16 protein-coding genes are annotated in these 16,341 nt (G+C 58.7%); 6 read left to right on the top strand and 10 right to left on the bottom strand.

The genetic code is table 11. The features are described from left to right. Positions 1 to 611, top strand: a 611-nt coding sequence (locus E1180_RS19925; protein WP_155194126.1) for a ribonuclease HII, incomplete at its 5' end; no start/stop codon positions are given. Positions 612 to 624: 13 nt separating this feature from the next. On the opposite strand, the gene E1180_RS19920 is transcribed toward E1180_RS19925, so the two are convergent. Next, entirely contained in the window at positions 625 to 2,010 is a 1,386-nt protein-coding gene (locus tag E1180_RS19920; protein WP_155194046.1) for a DUF3179 domain-containing (seleno)protein, read from the bottom strand. A 264-nt stretch (positions 2,011 to 2,274) separates the two neighbouring features. Between E1180_RS19920 and E1180_RS19915 the strand changes: the two genes are divergently transcribed. Then, on the top strand, positions 2,275 to 2,754 hold the full coding sequence (locus E1180_RS19915; protein WP_155194045.1) for a GNAT family N-acetyltransferase: 480 nt from the start codon (positions 2,275 to 2,277) through the stop codon (positions 2,752 to 2,754). 23 nt (positions 2,755 to 2,777) lie between these two features. Here the strand turns inward: E1180_RS19915 and E1180_RS19910 are convergent, their stop codons facing one another. The 8 genes from E1180_RS19910 to E1180_RS19875 all read right to left on the bottom strand — a co-directional run bounded on the left by E1180_RS19910 (position 2,778) and on the right by E1180_RS19875 (position 10,472). Next, complete coding sequence (locus E1180_RS19910; RefSeq protein WP_155194043.1) at positions 2,778 to 3,257, bottom strand: F0F1 ATP synthase subunit B family protein; 480 nt, start codon at positions 3,255 to 3,257, stop codon at positions 2,778 to 2,780. A gap of 10 nt (positions 3,258 to 3,267) precedes the next feature. After that, positions 3,268 to 3,813 carry a F0F1 ATP synthase subunit B gene (locus E1180_RS19905; protein ID WP_155194041.1) on the bottom strand — a complete coding sequence of 182 codons (546 nt, stop codon included), beginning with the start codon at positions 3,811 to 3,813 and terminating at the stop codon, positions 3,268 to 3,270. A gap of 81 nt (positions 3,814 to 3,894) precedes the next feature. After that, a complete protein-coding gene (locus E1180_RS19900) occupies positions 3,895 to 4,122 on the bottom strand; it encodes a F0F1 ATP synthase subunit C (protein WP_008191441.1) in 228 nt (75 codons plus the stop codon). A gap of 82 nt (positions 4,123 to 4,204) precedes the next feature. Continuing rightward, positions 4,205 to 4,954 (bottom strand): F0F1 ATP synthase subunit A, encoded by a 750-nt coding sequence (locus E1180_RS19895; protein WP_283404519.1) that lies wholly within the window; start codon positions 4,952 to 4,954, stop codon positions 4,205 to 4,207. A 50-nt stretch (positions 4,955 to 5,004) separates the two neighbouring features. After that, the gene (locus E1180_RS19890; RefSeq protein WP_155194040.1) at positions 5,005 to 5,397 is read right to left on the bottom strand and encodes an AtpZ/AtpI family protein; all 393 of its coding nucleotides are present in this window, start codon (positions 5,395 to 5,397) and stop codon (positions 5,005 to 5,007) included. 206 nt (positions 5,398 to 5,603) lie between these two features. Beyond that, on the bottom strand, positions 5,604 to 9,062 hold the full coding sequence (gene smc / locus E1180_RS19885; RefSeq protein ID WP_155194038.1) for a chromosome segregation protein SMC: 3,459 nt from the start codon (positions 9,060 to 9,062) through the stop codon (positions 5,604 to 5,606). Between the two features lie 87 nt (positions 9,063 to 9,149). Continuing rightward, complete coding sequence (locus E1180_RS19880; RefSeq protein ID WP_283404518.1) at positions 9,150 to 9,785, bottom strand: DsbA family protein; 636 nt, start codon at positions 9,783 to 9,785, stop codon at positions 9,150 to 9,152. A gap of 192 nt (positions 9,786 to 9,977) precedes the next feature. After that, positions 9,978 to 10,472 (bottom strand): DUF721 domain-containing protein, encoded by a 495-nt coding sequence (locus E1180_RS19875; protein ID WP_208997264.1) that lies wholly within the window; start codon positions 10,470 to 10,472, stop codon positions 9,978 to 9,980. Between the two features lie 397 nt (positions 10,473 to 10,869). Here E1180_RS19875 and mutY point away from each other — a divergent pair, with 397 nt between their 5' ends. From mutY to bcmE, 4 genes are all read left to right on the top strand, one after another. After that, positions 10,870 to 11,940 carry an A/G-specific adenine glycosylase gene (gene mutY, locus E1180_RS19870; protein ID WP_283404517.1) on the top strand — a complete coding sequence of 357 codons (1,071 nt, stop codon included), beginning with the start codon at positions 10,870 to 10,872 and terminating at the stop codon, positions 11,938 to 11,940. 225 nt (positions 11,941 to 12,165) lie between these two features. Beyond that, positions 12,166 to 12,651 carry a fasciclin domain-containing protein gene (locus E1180_RS19865; protein ID WP_155194037.1) on the top strand — a complete coding sequence of 162 codons (486 nt, stop codon included), beginning with the start codon at positions 12,166 to 12,168 and terminating at the stop codon, positions 12,649 to 12,651. A gap of 248 nt (positions 12,652 to 12,899) precedes the next feature. Beyond that, positions 12,900 to 13,385, top strand: a complete 486-nt coding sequence (gene bfr, locus E1180_RS19860) for a bacterioferritin (RefSeq protein WP_155194035.1) — start codon at positions 12,900 to 12,902, stop codon at positions 13,383 to 13,385. A gap of 248 nt (positions 13,386 to 13,633) precedes the next feature. Further along, positions 13,634 to 15,148, top strand: a complete 1,515-nt coding sequence (gene bcmE / locus E1180_RS19855; RefSeq protein ID WP_196220652.1) for a thiamine pyridinylase — start codon at positions 13,634 to 13,636, stop codon at positions 15,146 to 15,148. Positions 15,149 to 15,370: 222 nt separating this feature from the next. On the opposite strand, the gene E1180_RS19850 is transcribed toward bcmE, so the two are convergent. Then, a complete protein-coding gene (locus tag E1180_RS19850; protein ID WP_155194032.1) occupies positions 15,371 to 16,330 on the bottom strand; it encodes a hypothetical protein in 960 nt (319 codons plus the stop codon). Between the last annotated feature and the right edge of the window lie 11 nt (positions 16,331 to 16,341).

Raw genomic sequence — 16,341 nt, 5'->3', positions numbered from 1 at the left:
CGCCGGACCTAAAGGTCGAACGGACACACGCCAAGGGCTTTGGCGGATTGATCTGCGGGGTTGATGAGGCCGGGCGCGGGCCGTGGGCGGGACCTGTTGTTACTGCCGCGGTCATGCTTGATTATTCAAAGGTCCCGAATGGTCTGAACGATTCCAAAAAGCTGACGGAGAGCCGCCGTGACGCGCTTTTTGCGCAGATCGTGAAGGATCACCACGTGTGCGCGGCAAGCGCATCTCCCGCCACCATCGACCGGATGAACATCCGCTCCGCAACATTGTCGGCCATGGTCCGGGCGGTGAAGGGCCTGCCGAAGGTACCAGAGTACGTTCTGGTTGACGGGCGGGACGTTCCGCCCGGCCTGAAGCAACCGGGTCAGGCGCTGATCAAGGGCGATGGACGGTGTTTGTGCGTGGCGGCCGCGTCCATTGTCGCCAAGGTCCTGCGGGACCGGATGATGGTGGCCCTGGAGGAGACTTGTCCGGGCTACGGCTTTGCCCGGCACAAGGGCTATGGAGTACCGGCCCATCAGGCCGCGCTGAGCAAGCTGGGCCCAACACCGCACCACCGGATGAGCTTCAAGCCCGTCCGCCTGGCGGCGCAGGCTCCGTAATCGGGCCCTGCCTTCAACCCTGCCAGAGTTCTGTTCCCGGATAGAATTGGGACCAGGCAAACCAGAAGGCCTGATGGCTGCCAAGGTCCGCGCCATCTGGTCCAACGGCTCTGATGCCGCCACCGTCAAGCATCAGGCGGACATTTTCGAATTGAATGTCCTCCCCCTTGAGGAGTGCGGCAAGCGCTTTGCTGCGCTGGAAGGCAACCGGAGTGCCCGAAGATGTCACAACGCCGATGATGTCCTCCTGGACGGCAAGCCTTGGGTCGACATCCCCGATGGGGAAAATCGGCCCGTTGGCGTCCCGCCCGTTCCGGAAATCGAAATCGCGGCCAAGCGCCAGCGCTTCCACAAGGACCGTCGTCTCAGGATGCGCTTTTTTCCATGTTCCCCAATCGGTCGTAACCACGCTTACCTGCTGCAATTGCAGCCCCTTTTCCGCCAGCGGGCCGGTCACGGCCTTGCCCAGGAAGGTGTCGAAGACGGAATAGGTGTTAACGTCATACATCACCTTGTTGGAGCGGATCAGCAGGCCCGACGTCCTGAGAACAGGCCGCTCAATTCCTTCAGGCAGCTCATCGGTCAGGTAGGCCTGCGCCGCCCCGCACAAGGTGCAGTAGGGGATGCCGAGCGACCGTCCGCCAAGGGTGTCATTCACCATTTCGCGCACTTCCATGATGCGCCTTGGATAGGCCCTATACTCACCATTGACGCCGATCCCGAAAACAATGTCGCTGTCTTTCAGCCAATCGGCATCTTCCGCGCGCGAAACCTCGGGATTGTCCGCGGCCGGGATGCAATTGCACGCATCATCCGTGCGGTCATAGGGACGGTCATCAATCAGAACGCCGCCCCAGGACACCATGCGCCAGTCAATCTCCCCTTCCACGAAGATCCGGTCCCAGCCGGGAACGATGCTGGTAAAGATCGCCCGCTTTGACGCCAGATATCCGGGGGGTGCGGGAATGTCCCAAGCCATAAGATGGTCGGTGACAATGCCCCAACTGTTTTGAGACGGTATTTTCTTTCCAAGAAGCTGGCCTGCCGCATCGCTCAAGGCAGCGTTCAGCTGCGGGCCGGTGGCAAAGCGCATCAAGTCACTGATGATCCAGACAAGGCGCGGGTCTTCTGAACCTGCCACTTCGGCGAGTGCAATGCTCTGGTCCCGGCCCCAGGCCGATTGGGTCACCGGATCGATCAATGCCATTTTCACGGCACGTTCCAGATCCTCAGAGAGCGGCCCGTCCGGGATGGCTGGCGGTGCGCCAAACTCCTCAAGGACATAATCCGGCAGCGGCCCGGGTCCGCTTGCCTGGGCGCCTGCGATCCAGACCGGGAGCAGCCCCGTCAGGAGCACCGCGGGTGCCAGCCAGGGGGAAAAGCGGAAAGCAGATGTCATCGGAGCGCCTCGCCGGTTTGCGCGGATGCAAGGGGCCGGACTGTTCGCCGGGCCCGGTTCGAAAAGCGGCAGGCCGGGAAATGCACTTCCATCGCTAAGCCGCCGCCTTGATCGCATGATGTCTTGGGAGGCGGCTGGCTGCGAATCACGACGGTTCAGCAATTTTTGAGGTCACAATCGGGAGAGCGAAGCCCTAATCCCGGGACAGGTTGCGCGGTAAATCTCAACCCGGTTAACTGGATAAAAATTCAATGGATTAGCGCTTTGACGATAGAGATCGATTTGGCGGGTGTGGGGGAAGCAGATCAGCTTCTTCGCTTGCAAAAACGGGCTTTCCGAAAGGAAGCGGAACGGAATGGAGATCTACAGATCGCGCCGATGGTCGAAACGCTTCCGGACCTGGAAGCCGCTTTTGGTTCCCACACGGCTCTGATCGCCCGGGACAAGGATGCCATTGTCGGGGCGGTCCGGCTGCGGGTTCAGGACGGCGTCTGCCATATCGGCCGGCTTTTCGTGGCACCCGAGTATCAGGGGCGCGGGATTGGCCGAAAGCTTTTTCAGGCTGCGGAAGCCGAAGGGGGCTCTGCGGGATCCTTCCGGCTTGTTACCGGCAAGCTCAGCACAGCCAACATCCGGCTTTACGAAAGTCTTGGCTATAAGATCACCGGGGAAAGCATGGAGAACGGCCGGACACCGCTTGTCGTGATGGAAAAACAAAAAAGCGGCCCGCAAAGGCCGCTTTAAAGGGATAAATTGTAAGAGCCGGCTCAGTTGAGTTTGGCTTTTACCTGATCGATGCTCTTTGCCAGAATATCGTCAGCAACCTTGTCCTTGACCTTCGCCGTCAGGATATGCTCCGCGGCGGTCGCGGCAATGTCGGCGGCTTTCGCGCGGACTTCCGCGATTGCCTGGCTTTCGGCCTGGGCAATCTTGTCTTCCGCAGCCTTCGACCGGCGCGCGATCATCTCTTCAAGGGCCTCATTGGTTTCAACGGTCAAACGTTCGGCTTCCGCATTTGCTTCGGCCACGATGGCTTCGGCTTCGCTTTCAGCTTCATGACGCTTGCGCTGATATCCAGACAGAAGTTCCTGGGCTTCCTCACGCATTTTGCGCGCTTCTTCCAGTTCCTTCTTGATGTCGTCCGCACGCTTGTCGAGAGCGCCGGTGATCATGCCCGGAACCTTGAGGTAGGCAATCAGGGCAAAGAACAGAATGAGACCGACCAGGGCCCAAAAACTAGCATCCATAATGGTCTCCTCAGTCCATCGCCGACTTGAGCGCCTTGGTCAGATCGGTCTTTGTCGGAGCTTTACCCATCAGCTGCTCAACGAGCGCCGATGTTGTGTCTCCGGCAATGTCGCCAATCTGGGACAGGGCTTCTGTCTTGATCCCGGAAATATGCGCCTCGGCTGCCTTCAGCTTGTCAGCAATGTCCGCTTCCGCTTTTTCGCGGCGCGCTTCCTGATCGGCTTTCAGCTTGGCACGGGTTTCGCTGGCAATGCCGTGGGCCTTGTTACGGGCTTCGGCCAATGCCTGCTCATAAGCCGCAATTGCCGCATCGGTCTCGTCCTTGAGGCGGTTCGCCTCGGACAAGTCACCGGCAATGCGGTCCTTCCGGTCTTCCAGGATACCGGCAATCCGCGGCACGGCCACATTCTTCATAATCCAATAGAAAAAGCCGAACGTGATCGCCAGCCACAGGATCTGTGAAGAATAGGTCGTTGCATCGAACGGCGGGAAACCGGCGCCGTGTTCTTCGGCGGGAATTCCGAGTTCGGTGTTGTGTTCGGCGTTGCCTGCCATGTCCACTCTCCAAAATCCGGTTGGGCGGCGAACCCGCCGCCCCCGGAACGTGTCTAGAATTCTCTAAAGGGTCTTAGAGGATTAGACAGCGAAGAGCAGAAGAAGAGCGATCAGCAGGGAGAAGATGCCCAGAGCCTCGGTCACGGCGAAGCCGAAGACCAGGCGGCCGAACTGACCGTCAGCTGCTGTCGGGTTGCGCAGAGCGCCGTTCAGGTAGTTACCGAAGATGGTGCCGAGTGCGATCGCTGCACCACCCATGCCGAGGCATGCGATACCAGCGCCGATGTATTTTGCTGCTTCTGCTTCCATGACACGTGCTCCTAAGTAGTGTTTTGCAGATTTCAGATTTCATCAGGCAGCGGCCATGTGGCCGCCGCATGAAAGGGGTCGCTTAGTGTGACGGGTGAAGGGCGTCGTTGAGATACATGCAGGTCAGGACCGTGAAGACATAGGCCTGCAGGAAGGCAACGAGGAACTCCAGCGCGGTGATCGCCACCGTCATGCCGAGCGGAAGAATTGCGCCGGCAACGCCGATGCCGCCAGCGGCACCCATCGTCACGATAAATCCGGCGAAAACTTTAAGTGTGATGTGGCCCGCCAGCATGTTTGCAAAGAGACGGACGGACAGGCTGATCGGACGCGAGAGGAAGGAAACAACCTCGATCGGTGCAACGATCAACAGAAGGACGGGCGGAACCCCGGCAGGCGCGAACAGGTGGAAGAACTTCGTACCATGGCGCATCAAGCCGTAGATGGTAACCGTCAGGAAGACGAGCATCGCGAGACAGAAGGTCACGATGATATGGCTGGTTACCGTAAAGAAATATGGGAACATGCCAAACAGGTTGGCGACCAGAACGAACATGAAGAGCGAGAACACAAGCGGGAAGAACCGCATGCCTTCAGTTCCCGCCGAACTTCGCAGCATGCCCGCGACAAACTCATAGGCCAGTTCCGAAACCGACTGCACACGGCCCGGCACAAGGCCGCGTCCGGATGTGGAGAAGATCAGGAAAGCGGATGCTGCTGCTACGGTCGCAACCATGAACAACGAAGAGTTGGTGAAAGAGAAATCCATTCCACCGACTTCAATCGGAAACAGGGTCTGGATCTTGAACTGCGAGATCGGATCGTTCGCCACCGGTCAGCCTTCTTCGCTCAAATCAATCTTGGACGCGTGAACCACGCGATTTACTTGTTGTCGCCGTCGTCTTCCGGCTTGCCGCGTTTCATCCGCGTTTCCGGGTGGGCGATTTCGCCCGAAGCCCTTAGCACGTTCAACACGCCCGCCGCAAAGCCAATTAGCAAAAAGACAATCAACCCGAAAGGCATTGTCCCCAGCCATTGGTCGATGAGCCAGCCGATCCCGCACCCAACCACAATCCCGGAAATGAACTCGGAGGAGAGTTTCATCGCCTGGGCATAGCCCGATGTATCGCTTTTCTGGGATTTCCGCTCGGCCTCTTCCGCCGCGCGCTGCCCCTCAAGCCGTTGGTTCAGCCGGTTCCGCCGTTCCGACAGTTCCGCCTCCGAAAGGTCCCGATCCGGATCCGGTATGCCGCCATTTTGCGAAGAGCCAATCATCTCAGTCCCCCGCAGTGCAACATTCCAAACCCAGCCCTTGGACACCCCCTGAAGCCGCGCGCACCATAGTCGGGGGCCCCTAGCCTGTCAAGAACACTCGGGAAAGGCTTAAATGCATGAAAAATATAAGTATTTAGAGCTATAACCGATTTTCACCCACCATAGTCCTACGGGAAAAACCGCACTGTCGATTATTCTGGGGCCGCTTAACCGGCTTCGCGGAATCTTTCCGCGGTCTCCAGATCCACCGAAACCAGCTGTGAAACGCCGCGCTCGGCCATCGTCACACCGAAAAGCCGGTTCATGCGGGCCATGGTGATCGGATTGTGCGTGATGACGACGAAACGGGTGTCGGTGTTCCGGCACATTTCGTCCAAAAGATCGCAGTACCGCTCCACATTGGCATCATCCAGCGGCGCATCGACCTCGTCGAGAACGCAGATCGGCGCGGGATTCGTCAAGAACACCGCAAAGATCAGTGACATGGCGGTCAGGGCCTGCTCGCCGCCGGACAAAAGCGTCATGGTCTGCGGCTTTTTGCCAGGAGGTCTTGCGATGATCTCCAGGCCGGCATCCAGCGGATCATCGGAATCAACCAGCTGCAATTCGGCTGTGCCACCGCCAAACAGGTGGGTGAACAGCCGCTGGAAGTGGCCGTTGACGATTTCAAAAGAGGTCAGAAGACGTTCGCGTGCTTCCCGGTTCAAATTGGAGATCCCGCCACGCAGGCGGCGAATCGCCTCGATCAGATCATCGCGTTCCGATGTCAGCGTCGTCTTTTGTTCATCGATTTCACGCAGTTCTTCTTCGGCGCGCAGGTTAACGCCCCCAAGCCGTTCGCGCTCGGCCTTGAGACGGTCAAGCTTCTTTTCCATGGCCGCTGGATCCGGCAGGGGTGCTCCCTCTTTCAGCCCGGCCATTTCGGGAAGCGCTGTCACGGCCACATCCAGATCCTCGGCGATGCGCCGCTCAAGGTCCTGCCTGCGGCTTCTCGCCGCTTCCAGGCGTTCCTCGGCACGGATTTTTTCTTCGCGGGCCCCAGCCATCGCCTCCATGGACGCTCTGGCGGCCCGGTCGACCTCGGCCTGATCGCGTTCGGCCTGGGCCAGGCGGTCGTCCTTGGCTTTCTTGTCTTCCTCCGCCTTGGAAATGGCGGAGAAAAGGTCCCGGCGTTTCAGCTCAATGTCTTCCGGCGCTTCAATGAGTTCGGCCCGTTCGTCCTCCGCCTCTTCCCGCCGTTCGCTCAAGACCGCAATTTGCTGGCCCGCATTGGCGGCACGGGTTTTCCAGCTGTCATATTCGCGCGCGATTGCTTCGAGACGCCGGTCGCGCATCTGCTGTTCGCGGTTCAGCCCTTCAGCCACGGCCTTGGCCTCGGCGAGCGCCGCGCGGGCTCCGGCCACCTTGGCCTGAAGGTCTGAGATTTGATCCTGATAGGTGATGCTTTCAGGGGCTGCCTCCAGCATTTCAAGAGCTTCGACCAGGGCTTCGCGGGCTATTTGCGCGTCTTCCTCCAGACGCTGCGAGCGCTCCACCGCTGCTTCCTTGCGCGCTGCCAGCTGGGATACGGCCCGTTCGCTGGCCGCAAGCTTTTCGCGCGCGGCCGCAACCTCTCTTTGGGCTTCGCGCACTTTGGCGCGCGTTGTCTGCTCAAATTCACTCGACCGGCGGACGGCGGCGGCGGCCTCTTCAAGATCCTTTGCCTTATCGGCCAGCATTTGCCGCGCGGTCTCAATCTCGTCATCAAGCTCGGCGAGCCGGTTTTTCTGGGCCAGGCGCTGCGCGGCCGGTGTCGGCGCATTGGCGGCAATGACAAGACCGTCCCAGCGCCAGAGATCCCCCTCTACGGAAACAAGGCATTGGCCGGGCTTGAGCTGCCCGCGCAAGGACGGACCAGCTGCCTGCGTGACAATGCCAATCTGGGCGAGCCGGCGCGCCAGCTCCTCCGGGGCGTCCACGACTTCCTTCAGAGGTCTTGCGCCGGACGGGAGCCCGGCATCGCCGTCCCGGTTCAATCGCGTTCCCCACCGCACGGCCGCGGTCTCTTCCAACGACGCCTCAAGGTCTTCACCAAGGGCAACGCCAAGGGCGGTTTCAAAGCCGGACTGGACCTTGACCTGCTCGACCACGGGTGTGTGATCGTCATCGGAATGCACGTTCAGGACTTGCTGCAGCGTGCGTGCCTCGGTCTCAAGCCCCTGAAGCGTTCCTTGCGCTTGGCTCAAAGGGCTTCTGGCTGCCTGTTCCCGCTCGCGCGCAGCCTGCGTGGCAGCTTCCGCCTCCTCGACGGCGGCCTCCATTTCAGCCAGCGCTTCCTGCGCGATTTCCAAAGCGTCGCGGTTATCGGATATGCCGTCTTGAGCGTCCATCTCCGCGGAGATGTTTGAAAGAGCGGTCAGGGCCTCCCGCGCCTGCTGGGTCAACCTGTCCGCCCGCTGGCGGCTGTCGGTAACCGCGCGCTCCAATTGCTGGCGCTCTGCCTGCGCGCGGGCCTGAACCGCTGTCAGATCGGACAAGTCCCACTCAAGATTTTCGACGGCTTCAGCAGCCTGGGCCACGGTTTCCCGCGCTGCCCCGGTCCGTTCCAGGACCATCTCGTTTTCTTCCAGAAGCTCGGACCGCTCCCCGGCAAGACGCTCCAGCAACTCGTCATTTTCGGACACCATGGCCTGTTCACGGCGAATGTCTTCGGCAAGCTGCACCAGCCTGCGCTCCAGATCCTGCAACCGCTCTTTCACGCGGCGCTCTTCGGCGTCGAGCTCATTGCGGGCAATGACAAGCCGCTGGAGGGCTGCCGCCGCCTCAACGGCCTCATTCCGCAGTTCGGGCAGTTTGTGGGCCGCTATTGCCTGAATGCGGGCGGTTTCTGCCTGCAGGCCGGTGGCCTCGTTGACTTGTCTTTGAGCCTCGGCGAACTGGGTTTCGGCTGCGCCCAGCGCCTCTTTTGCTTCCGTCCAGCGGATGTAAAGGATCGCGGCCTCCGCCGACCTGATCTCCGAAGAGAGATTGCGGTAGCGGGTCGCCTGGCGCGACTGGCGCTTCAGATTGTCGAGCTGGCCATCGATCTGAACGAGCACGTCTTCCAGCCGTTCCAGATTCTGTTCCGCCGCGCGCAGTCTGATCTCGGCCTCATGTCGGCGCGAATGAAGCCCGGAAATGCCGGCCGCTTCTTCAAGGATCTGGCGGCGGGAGGTGGGTTTGGCCGCGATCAGCTCCCCGATCTGCCCCTGCCGCACCATGGCAGGCGAGCGCGCGCCCGTGGAGGCATCGGCAAAGAGAAGCTGTACGTCGCGGGCCCGGACATCCTTGGCATTGATCTTGTAGTTGGAGCCCTGTTCCCGCTCGATCCGCCGGCTGACCTCGAGCGTTTCGGCATCGTTGAAGGCGGCCGGGGCCGTGTGGTCATTGTTTTCCAGGAAAAGCATGACCTCCGCCGTGTTGCGGGCGGGCCGGTTGAGACTTCCGGAGAAAATCACGTCGTCCATTCCGGACGCACGCATGTTTTTGTAGGAATTTTCTCCCATCACCCAGCGCAGGGCTTCGACAAGATTGGACTTGCCGCACCCATTGGGGCCGACGACGCCCGTCAGGCCGTCGCCGATGATGAATTCCATCGGTTCGACGAAGGACTTGAAGCCGGCAATGCGGAGTTTGGAAAACTTCATAGGCGCCCAAGCCTTCCTGGGCCGGGCGCCGGTTGTGTCATGTTCTCAGATGAGCAGGGGCCAGCGGCCCGCAGCTTTGCCGCAGGATCAGAGATTTTTCTCGATGATCTCGCCCATTTGCTCAATCGACAGCGCCCCCGGGTGCCTTTCGCCGTTGATGAAGAATGTCGGTGTCGAGCTCACCCCGAACTCGTTCGCCCCACGGTCCTTCACCGCGTTTACAGCATCAAGCAAACCCTGATCCGTCAAGCATTCCTCGAAGGACTCCTGTGTAAATCCGATCTGTTTGGAAAAGTCGAGCAGCGATTGGTACGGATTGTCCGTGAAGGCCCAGGACCGCTGCTCTTCGAACATGATGTCCACAACCTCAAAGTATTTGTCCTGAGGTGCGCAGCGCGCCAGCATGAAGGCGGCAGCGGCAACCGGATCCAGCGGGAACTCGCGGAAGATGAAGCGAACCTTGCCGGTTTCAATGTAGTCCTTCTTGATTGTCGGCCATGTGCGTATGTGGAAATTTGCACAGTGCCCACAGGTCATGGACGCATATTCCACGATCGTGACCGGAGCATTCTCATCTCCAAGAACCTTGTCGCCGAGCGGACCCGGTTTCAGGAGATCGTCCAAATCGACGTCTTGCGCATGAGCAGGCAGAACCGATGACACGCTGGCAAAAGCTGTGACAAGGGCGGTTGTTTTCAAAAACTGTCTGCGGGTCTGGGTCACGTGGATCGTCCTAATACCATCTTCACTGCGTGGCCCTTCTCCGGGCCTGTTTCGACTGTGATGTGCAACTTCGCACACCCGCCGTCAACACAACTTGGCAAATATGGCAGCAGCGAGGACAGAAAAGAGCAAGATTTCACATACATGTGACCGGCGAAAAAACCGGGCTAAGATACGGGCCAACAGCGCGCGTCAGGCCGCGTCCTTGCCCGCATTCTTGGCAATCACCTGGGCACCGAGTTTCTTCAAGGCGTCCCGCAGGCGGCTGTTTTCAAGTCCGGCCAATTGGCCATCAAGCCGCTCTTCTTCACTATCGGTCAGCGCTCTCAGGCTTTTGCGGGTGGATGGTGGCCGCTTTTGGACGGGTTTTTGCTGGATCTTGATCCGGCCAATGGCCGCCCAGCCATAAAATGTGTTGATGCGCTCAATCACTTGCTGGCTGTCATGGGAGAGCATCAAGGCTGTTGCCCCATCTGTGTGAACCACAAGGGTCGCCGGATCCGGCGGCATATCCGGGTCGGTCCGGTCCGGGCGGCGCGGCCAGACAAGACGGTCGGGCTGCACCCGGCTGCCATAGCGCTCACCGACAATATCGGCCCATGACGCAATGATATCGACAGACGCAAATCCACGTTTCCGGCAGGCAGGTGTCATGGCCTTGCCGACAAGATCGCCAAGCGGTTTCACCCCCTTGGGAGGCGTCCCGGAATTTGCCTTTGCCGCGCGGATGGCGTACCTCCTGACAAAACGTAGTGTTGACTGACGGGACAGCACAAACCTGAAGTCTGCGCTAATGTTGTTCCAGTAGATTACGACGAAACGAAGACGAATACTTGCAGCCGCCCTTTGACGTCATCCCTTGTTCCCAAGTTGTCCCCAGCCTATCCAGCGGCTTGTTCTCGTCACCCGGATCTGAAGTTCGGATCATGTCCGGGCACGCTACGAACGAACTTCAGATCCAAAAAGGTGACGAGCAAATTTACGGCCCTAGTGTGGTTTAAGGAATTGAAATTCGTTCTGGGCGCCGCCTCAACTGTGAGACGAATTTCAATTCCACCACACTGAATTCTAAACGTGGCTTTCCGTGACCGAGACCAATTCGCTGACAACCAAATCGCTGCTCGACTGGTATGACCGTCATGCGCGGGCCCTGCCCTGGCGCGTCAGCCCCGAAGACCGGCGCCTTGGTGAAATCCCGGACCCTTACCGGATCTGGCTGTCCGAAGTGATGCTGCAACAAACAACCGTTGCGGCCGTGAAAGACTATTTCATCAAGTTCACCGGCACCTGGCCGACGGTCATGGATTTGGCGGCAGCTCGGCAAGAAGACGTGATGAAGGCCTGGGCAGGTCTTGGATACTATTCGAGGGCACGGAACCTGAAGAAATGCGCCGATACCGTTGCGCGGGACCATGGCGGCCATTTCCCGGACACCGAAGACGCGCTTTTGAAGCTGCCAGGGATCGGTCCCTATACGGCCGCGGCCATTGCCGCCATTGCCTTCGACCGCCACGCCGCCGTCGTTGATGGAAACGTGGAACGGGTGCTGTCGCGCCTTGGCCTGATCGAAACCCCTCTGCCCGATGCGAAGCCGGAAATCAAGGCGCTGATGGGCACGCTCACACCATCGGACCGGCCCGGAGATTTTGCCCAGGCCGTGATGGATTTGGGGGCCACGATTTGCACGCCGAAGCGGCCTGCCTGCGCCATTTGTCCGTGGACGCAAGAGTGCCGGGCGCGCAATGAGGGCCTTGCCGAAACCTTGCCGCGCAAGGCGCCCAAAAAAGAAAAACCCGTCAGGTTTGGTGCAGCCTTTGTAGCCCGGGATGCAAAGACCGGGTCGATTTACCTGCGCCGCCGTCCGCCCAAGGGCCTGCTGGGCGGCATGACCGAAGTGCCCGGAACCGATTGGCGAGAGACGGGGCAAACGGATGACCCGTCAGGACAAGCGCCCTTTGCGGGCCCTTGGACCAAGCGCATGACGGTCGTCAAACACACATTCACTCATTTCCATTTGCGGCTGACCGTTTACCGGGCGGACATTTCCGCTGCCGGTATTGAGGCCAATGACGGCTGGTGGTGCCCTGTTGACGACCTCAATTCAGAAGCCTTGCCAACCGTGATGCGCAAGGTGCTGGCAGCCGCGCTCGACTAAATCAGCGGGTTTATTGTCAGAAAAACCCGAAGCTCGATTGTGGCGGAACCTTGATTGGATCACCGGGCGCTGCGTTAAGATACAGCGGCACTTTTTCCCGATCCAGTTTCCAAACGTCCCCGTAAGCTTTCCCAGTACAGGCACTCAACGATTTGATTTCGTTCGGAAAACGCGTTTTCCGAAAACCCTCGCCCTTGCCTGTGCACCAACTATGGGAGTGTCTCCATGAAGTTCATCCAAAAGATCATCCTTGCATTCGCCCTGATTGTACCGCTCACAGCCGCCAAGGCCGGTGAGAAGGACATCGTCGACACGGCCGTCGGCGCCGGTTCCTTCACAACGCTTGTCGCAGCCGTACAGGCCGCTGATCTCGTAGACACCCTGAAAGGCGACGGGCCGTTTACTGTTTTCGCCCCGACCGATGAGGCCTTCGCAGCCCTGCCGGCCGGCACCGTGGACAACCTCCTGAAGCCGGAAAACAAAGATCAGCTGGTGGCGATCCTCACCTACCACGTCATTCCGGGCGCCGTCATGTCCACTGACATTGCAGGCAAAACCCTGGATGTGGAAACGGTTGAAGGCAACACCATCAACGTGAACGCAACAGACGGCGTGAAGATCAATTCAGCGAATGTGGTCACCGCCGACATCAAAGCCTCTAACGGCGTGATCCACGTCATCGATGCCGTGATCCTGCCGCCGGCAGAATAACCGGTCCTTGATGGCCTCAGCAATCCGCTGACCAAGAGCGCGGCCCATATCGGGCCGCGTTTTTTTGCTGGATTGCCAATGGACCTTGCGTCCGGCAATCAGATGCAGTCACATATCAAACAGCATAAAGGTGACGTGCAAGGATTTGCGGTTGCGTCACGATTGAGACGATTTTCGATCCCACACCCTAGACACCTACCCTAGAATTATTCTAAACAATTAAGATCCGTTTTTGAGGAGCTGATGCCATGAAGGGCAATGAAAAAGTTATTGAGCGTTTGAACGAAGCCCTGTTTCTGGAACTGGGCGCGATCAACCAATATTGGCTGCACTACCGTTTGCTCGCTGATTGGGGCTTTGCGAAACTTGCCAAGAAGGAGCGTGAAGAATCCATCGAAGAGATGCATCACGCCGACAAGATTACCGACCGGATCATTTTCCTCGAAGGCCACCCGAATATGCAGAAGGTCGCCCCGCTCCGGATCGGCCAGAATGTGAAGGAAGTGCTCGAGTGCGATTTGGCCGGCGAATATGATGCCCGGACCTCCTATTCCAAATCCCGTGAGATCTGCCGTGAGGAAGGCGATTACGTCTCGATGGCGATTTTCGAGGAACTGCTGAAGGACGAGGAAGGTCATATCGACTTTCTGGAAACCCAGCTCGAGCTTCTGGAACGCATTGGCGAAGAACGCTACGGCCTCCTGAACGCAGCTTCCGCCGACGAAGCGGAATAAAACGGCTCAGGCCTCAGCCAGGGACTTTTTGGAAGCCGCGGTGCATTGCGCCGCGGTTTTTTGCATCAAGTGACAAGCCATGCCTCCAGCACGGTGACCGCTCCGGCCCAAGCCACGCAACACACTAAAATCGTGTAATAATAAATATATTACCTTTATAGTTGCATATCCACTTTCATCCGGCACATACTGCTTGACCTTGCGTTATTTTCACGAGCCACCAAAACGCAATGGCCAGGGGGCAAGCCATGAAAGTGCTATGGAAAGAACTCTTCTTATCGAAAGCTGTCTTGTTGCTGGGCGCGGCCATGACAGCGCCGGCATCGGCACAATCGTGCGATACGATCTGCACGGATGGCGAGACGTGCCTCTCTGCAGCGGTCTATCCCTACGTTCCGGACATGAGCACCTTTACGTCTGCCATATGCTCGGCCTGGGAAGCATCGGGCCAAACCGAAAAGCTTTATCTGATTGCGGATGAAAATGTTTGGGACGGCGGATACGATTCAAATCCCGTCTACACAAATGGCAGCGGAACGCAGACGCCAATCGATGTGTTCGTTTATGACGCCATGTATCTGGAATACTGGAAGACAAAAACGGTCGAGATCCCCGCCAGCCAGATTACGGATCAGGCCGACTTCGTTCCCTATGCGCAAACGGCATTGAAGTTGCAGAACAACGACATGTACGCCCTCCCCATGCTGGGCTGCACGAACATCATGTTCTACCGGGCCGGTGATGCTGGCATGGAAGCTGTGACAACCCTCTCCGCGTTTGAGAGCGTCAATTCCGCGGGCATCTATATCAGCCCGGTTCCCTGGGGCATGTCCGGCGCCATGATGAACATGGCGGGGAAAACCACAATCGGCGTCAACTATATGGTGAAAGGCTATCTTGATACCGGCAACTGGCCGTCCATGTCGCAGCTTGATCCATCGATCATTCAGTCTCTTGCCGGAATTGCGGAAACCGCAAGCTATTACAATGCGCTCACCGGAGCCGTCCCGCCGCTCGCCGGGGTGGAGGATCAATATGTGCGGGCCGGATACTTCAGTGAAGGCTATGGCCGCACTTCCATCGGCTTTTCCGAAAGCATGTCGCAAATGTCGGATGCCACACGCCAGAACCTGCGTCTGCGGGCCTTTCCCTGGACGGATGACACGTCTTCTCCCAACATGTTTTACGCAGATGTTGCCGGCGTGAACAGCCAATCCCCCTATCTTGCCAATTCCGGCACGCTGCCGTTCGTGCTGGCCAATATCATGACCGAGCAGGCCACGTTGCAAAACGCGATTGCACCAGCCGGGCAGGAGTTATCCTATCTGTTTCCCGCCAGAACCAGCGTCTTGAACACACTGGCGGGTCAAGATCCGCTTTATGCGCAAATGTCGGAAATTCTCAATGACAAGACCACACTTCTTGTGAGCATGCCGACGACCGACCGGACAGCCTTTCACAGCTTTGGCGGCTCGGTGCAAACGGCCGTCCTGGGAGCGTTTTCCGGGCATTGTGATCTGGAAAGCACCTCGTTTCCGGGCAGCAATTCTGAAGCGCCGTCCATCTGTACCCCGCTCTGCCAGAACGCCGGCGGCTGGGTGGGCTCCTGGACCAACGAAGCGCCGCCCGCCTGGCCTGCCTATTCGGCCTGCGGCTGTACCCAGTGCGTCCAAAGCTCGCCCCTGCCGCAATCGGTCCAGGACGAAGAGCCGACCACGATGATTGTCACCGGCCCAGCACTCAAACGCTACAACCGGAATTGAGCTCCAAGAGGGGCTCGCACCAACGTCACCTCAACGTGGTCAGAAGCAGCCCTGAAGCCTACTGATCAGACTGCGCTTTGTGACCCTAAAACGCACGGCACCAAGGCTGCCGTGCGTCTTTTCGATTTGAGGTATCATGCCAGAGGCCCAGAGCATCGGGCGCATTGTTAGAAGCACCCAATGAGGTTCAATCAGTCCACAATCGACCAGCTTTGGACTGATCTAACGGGCGTCTGCCGGGACGGCTGGATCTCCGGTTCTTTTGACCGGACTGTCACACGCATTCAGGATCTGCGGTTTGTGATCCTGATACCTTTGATCAAGGGCCTCCAGGATGCGCCCGTGACCCGATGCGCCGAAACCGACACGCAGCAGTTTTTCAAACGGCCGCATGACATAAGCCGATGTCAATCTGCCAATGTCCCGCTTGTTCATCTGCGATCTGCGCGCCAAGGCGGCATTGCAACGCCGAGCAAGCGACACCGCGCCCATCGGCGGAGACCGGTTGACCGCAATTTTAGCGATCCCGAGGCACTCCCCGGCTGGAATGGCACCGCGAAAGAAAACATCACTCAAAGATCTGGAAGGGTCTTCAAAAAAAGCGCCGTAATCGACGATCTGAACGTTCTTCTCTCCGAAGACTGAAGTCAGTTTGGAGACGAGCGGCCGCCAGTCCATCGTGTCGGTAAAACTGGCGCTCGCAAAGTCCTCGAATGTGTCCGTTTGCCCTTGTCTTATCCATTGAACATAAGACGACCTCAGAAACTCCGCGTAATTGCGCACGAAGAAGACAACCCGGCACTCGGCGATATCCGGCGGCATCCAGGCCCGAACCGCTTCCATGCGTTTGGGTGCACGCTCGTAAAACCGGGTTGTTCCGAGCTCGAAGGGCATGCCGAAAGCCGTTTCGTGCGAGAGCAGGATCGTTGCGTGTCCGCTTTCCTTTTGGAGGGCGGCAATCCGCTGCCGGAATTCACCTGCGAGCCGCGAGTCCGCCGCCTTCATGTTGGACCGCGACAGGAGCGTGTGGACGGGATCGACCTGCCCTTCAGAAATCAACCGTTTCGGACAGGTGATCCCATAGCCGTTCAACAAGGGCTCGTTGGCGTAAAACCAGCGCTGAAGGCTCGTGGATCCGGTTTTTTGAGCGCCAGCATGAAGAATAATCTTGGTTTCGTTCATCGGCGCTCAAA

The organism is Roseibium denhamense, from assembly GCF_009711415.1.
In the GTDB taxonomy this organism is placed as follows: domain Bacteria; phylum Pseudomonadota; class Alphaproteobacteria; order Rhizobiales; family Stappiaceae; genus Roseibium; species Roseibium denhamense.
The sequence above is the reverse complement of the archived record's forward strand: the minus strand, read 5'-3'. Positions and strand labels throughout refer to the sequence as shown.

Excerpts from the sequence above, each read along its gene's own strand:
- E1180_RS19920 (WP_155194046.1), bottom strand. The coding sequence starts at position 2,010 with ATGACATCTGCTTTCCGCTTTTCCCCCTGGCTGGCACCCGCGGTGCTC.
- E1180_RS19910 (WP_155194043.1), bottom strand. The coding sequence starts at position 3,257 with ATGGATGCTAGTTTTTGGGCCCTGGTCGGTCTCATTCTGTTCTTTGCC.
- E1180_RS19905 (WP_155194041.1), bottom strand. The coding sequence starts at position 3,813 with ATGGCAGGCAACGCCGAACACAACACCGAACTCGGAATTCCCGCCGAA.
- E1180_RS19900 (WP_008191441.1), bottom strand. The coding sequence starts at position 4,122 with ATGGAAGCAGAAGCAGCAAAATACATCGGCGCTGGTATCGCATGCCTC.
- E1180_RS19890 (WP_155194040.1), bottom strand. The coding sequence starts at position 5,397 with ATGATTGGCTCTTCGCAAAATGGCGGCATACCGGATCCGGATCGGGAC.
- smc (WP_155194038.1), bottom strand. The coding sequence starts at position 9,062 with ATGAAGTTTTCCAAACTCCGCATTGCCGGCTTCAAGTCCTTCGTCGAA.
- E1180_RS19865 (WP_155194037.1), top strand. The coding sequence starts at position 12,166 with ATGAAGTTCATCCAAAAGATCATCCTTGCATTCGCCCTGATTGTACCG.
- bfr (WP_155194035.1), top strand. The coding sequence starts at position 12,900 with ATGAAGGGCAATGAAAAAGTTATTGAGCGTTTGAACGAAGCCCTGTTT.
- bcmE (WP_196220652.1), top strand. The coding sequence starts at position 13,634 with ATGAAAGTGCTATGGAAAGAACTCTTCTTATCGAAAGCTGTCTTGTTG.
- E1180_RS19850 (WP_155194032.1), bottom strand. The coding sequence starts at position 16,330 with ATGAACGAAACCAAGATTATTCTTCATGCTGGCGCTCAAAAAACCGGA.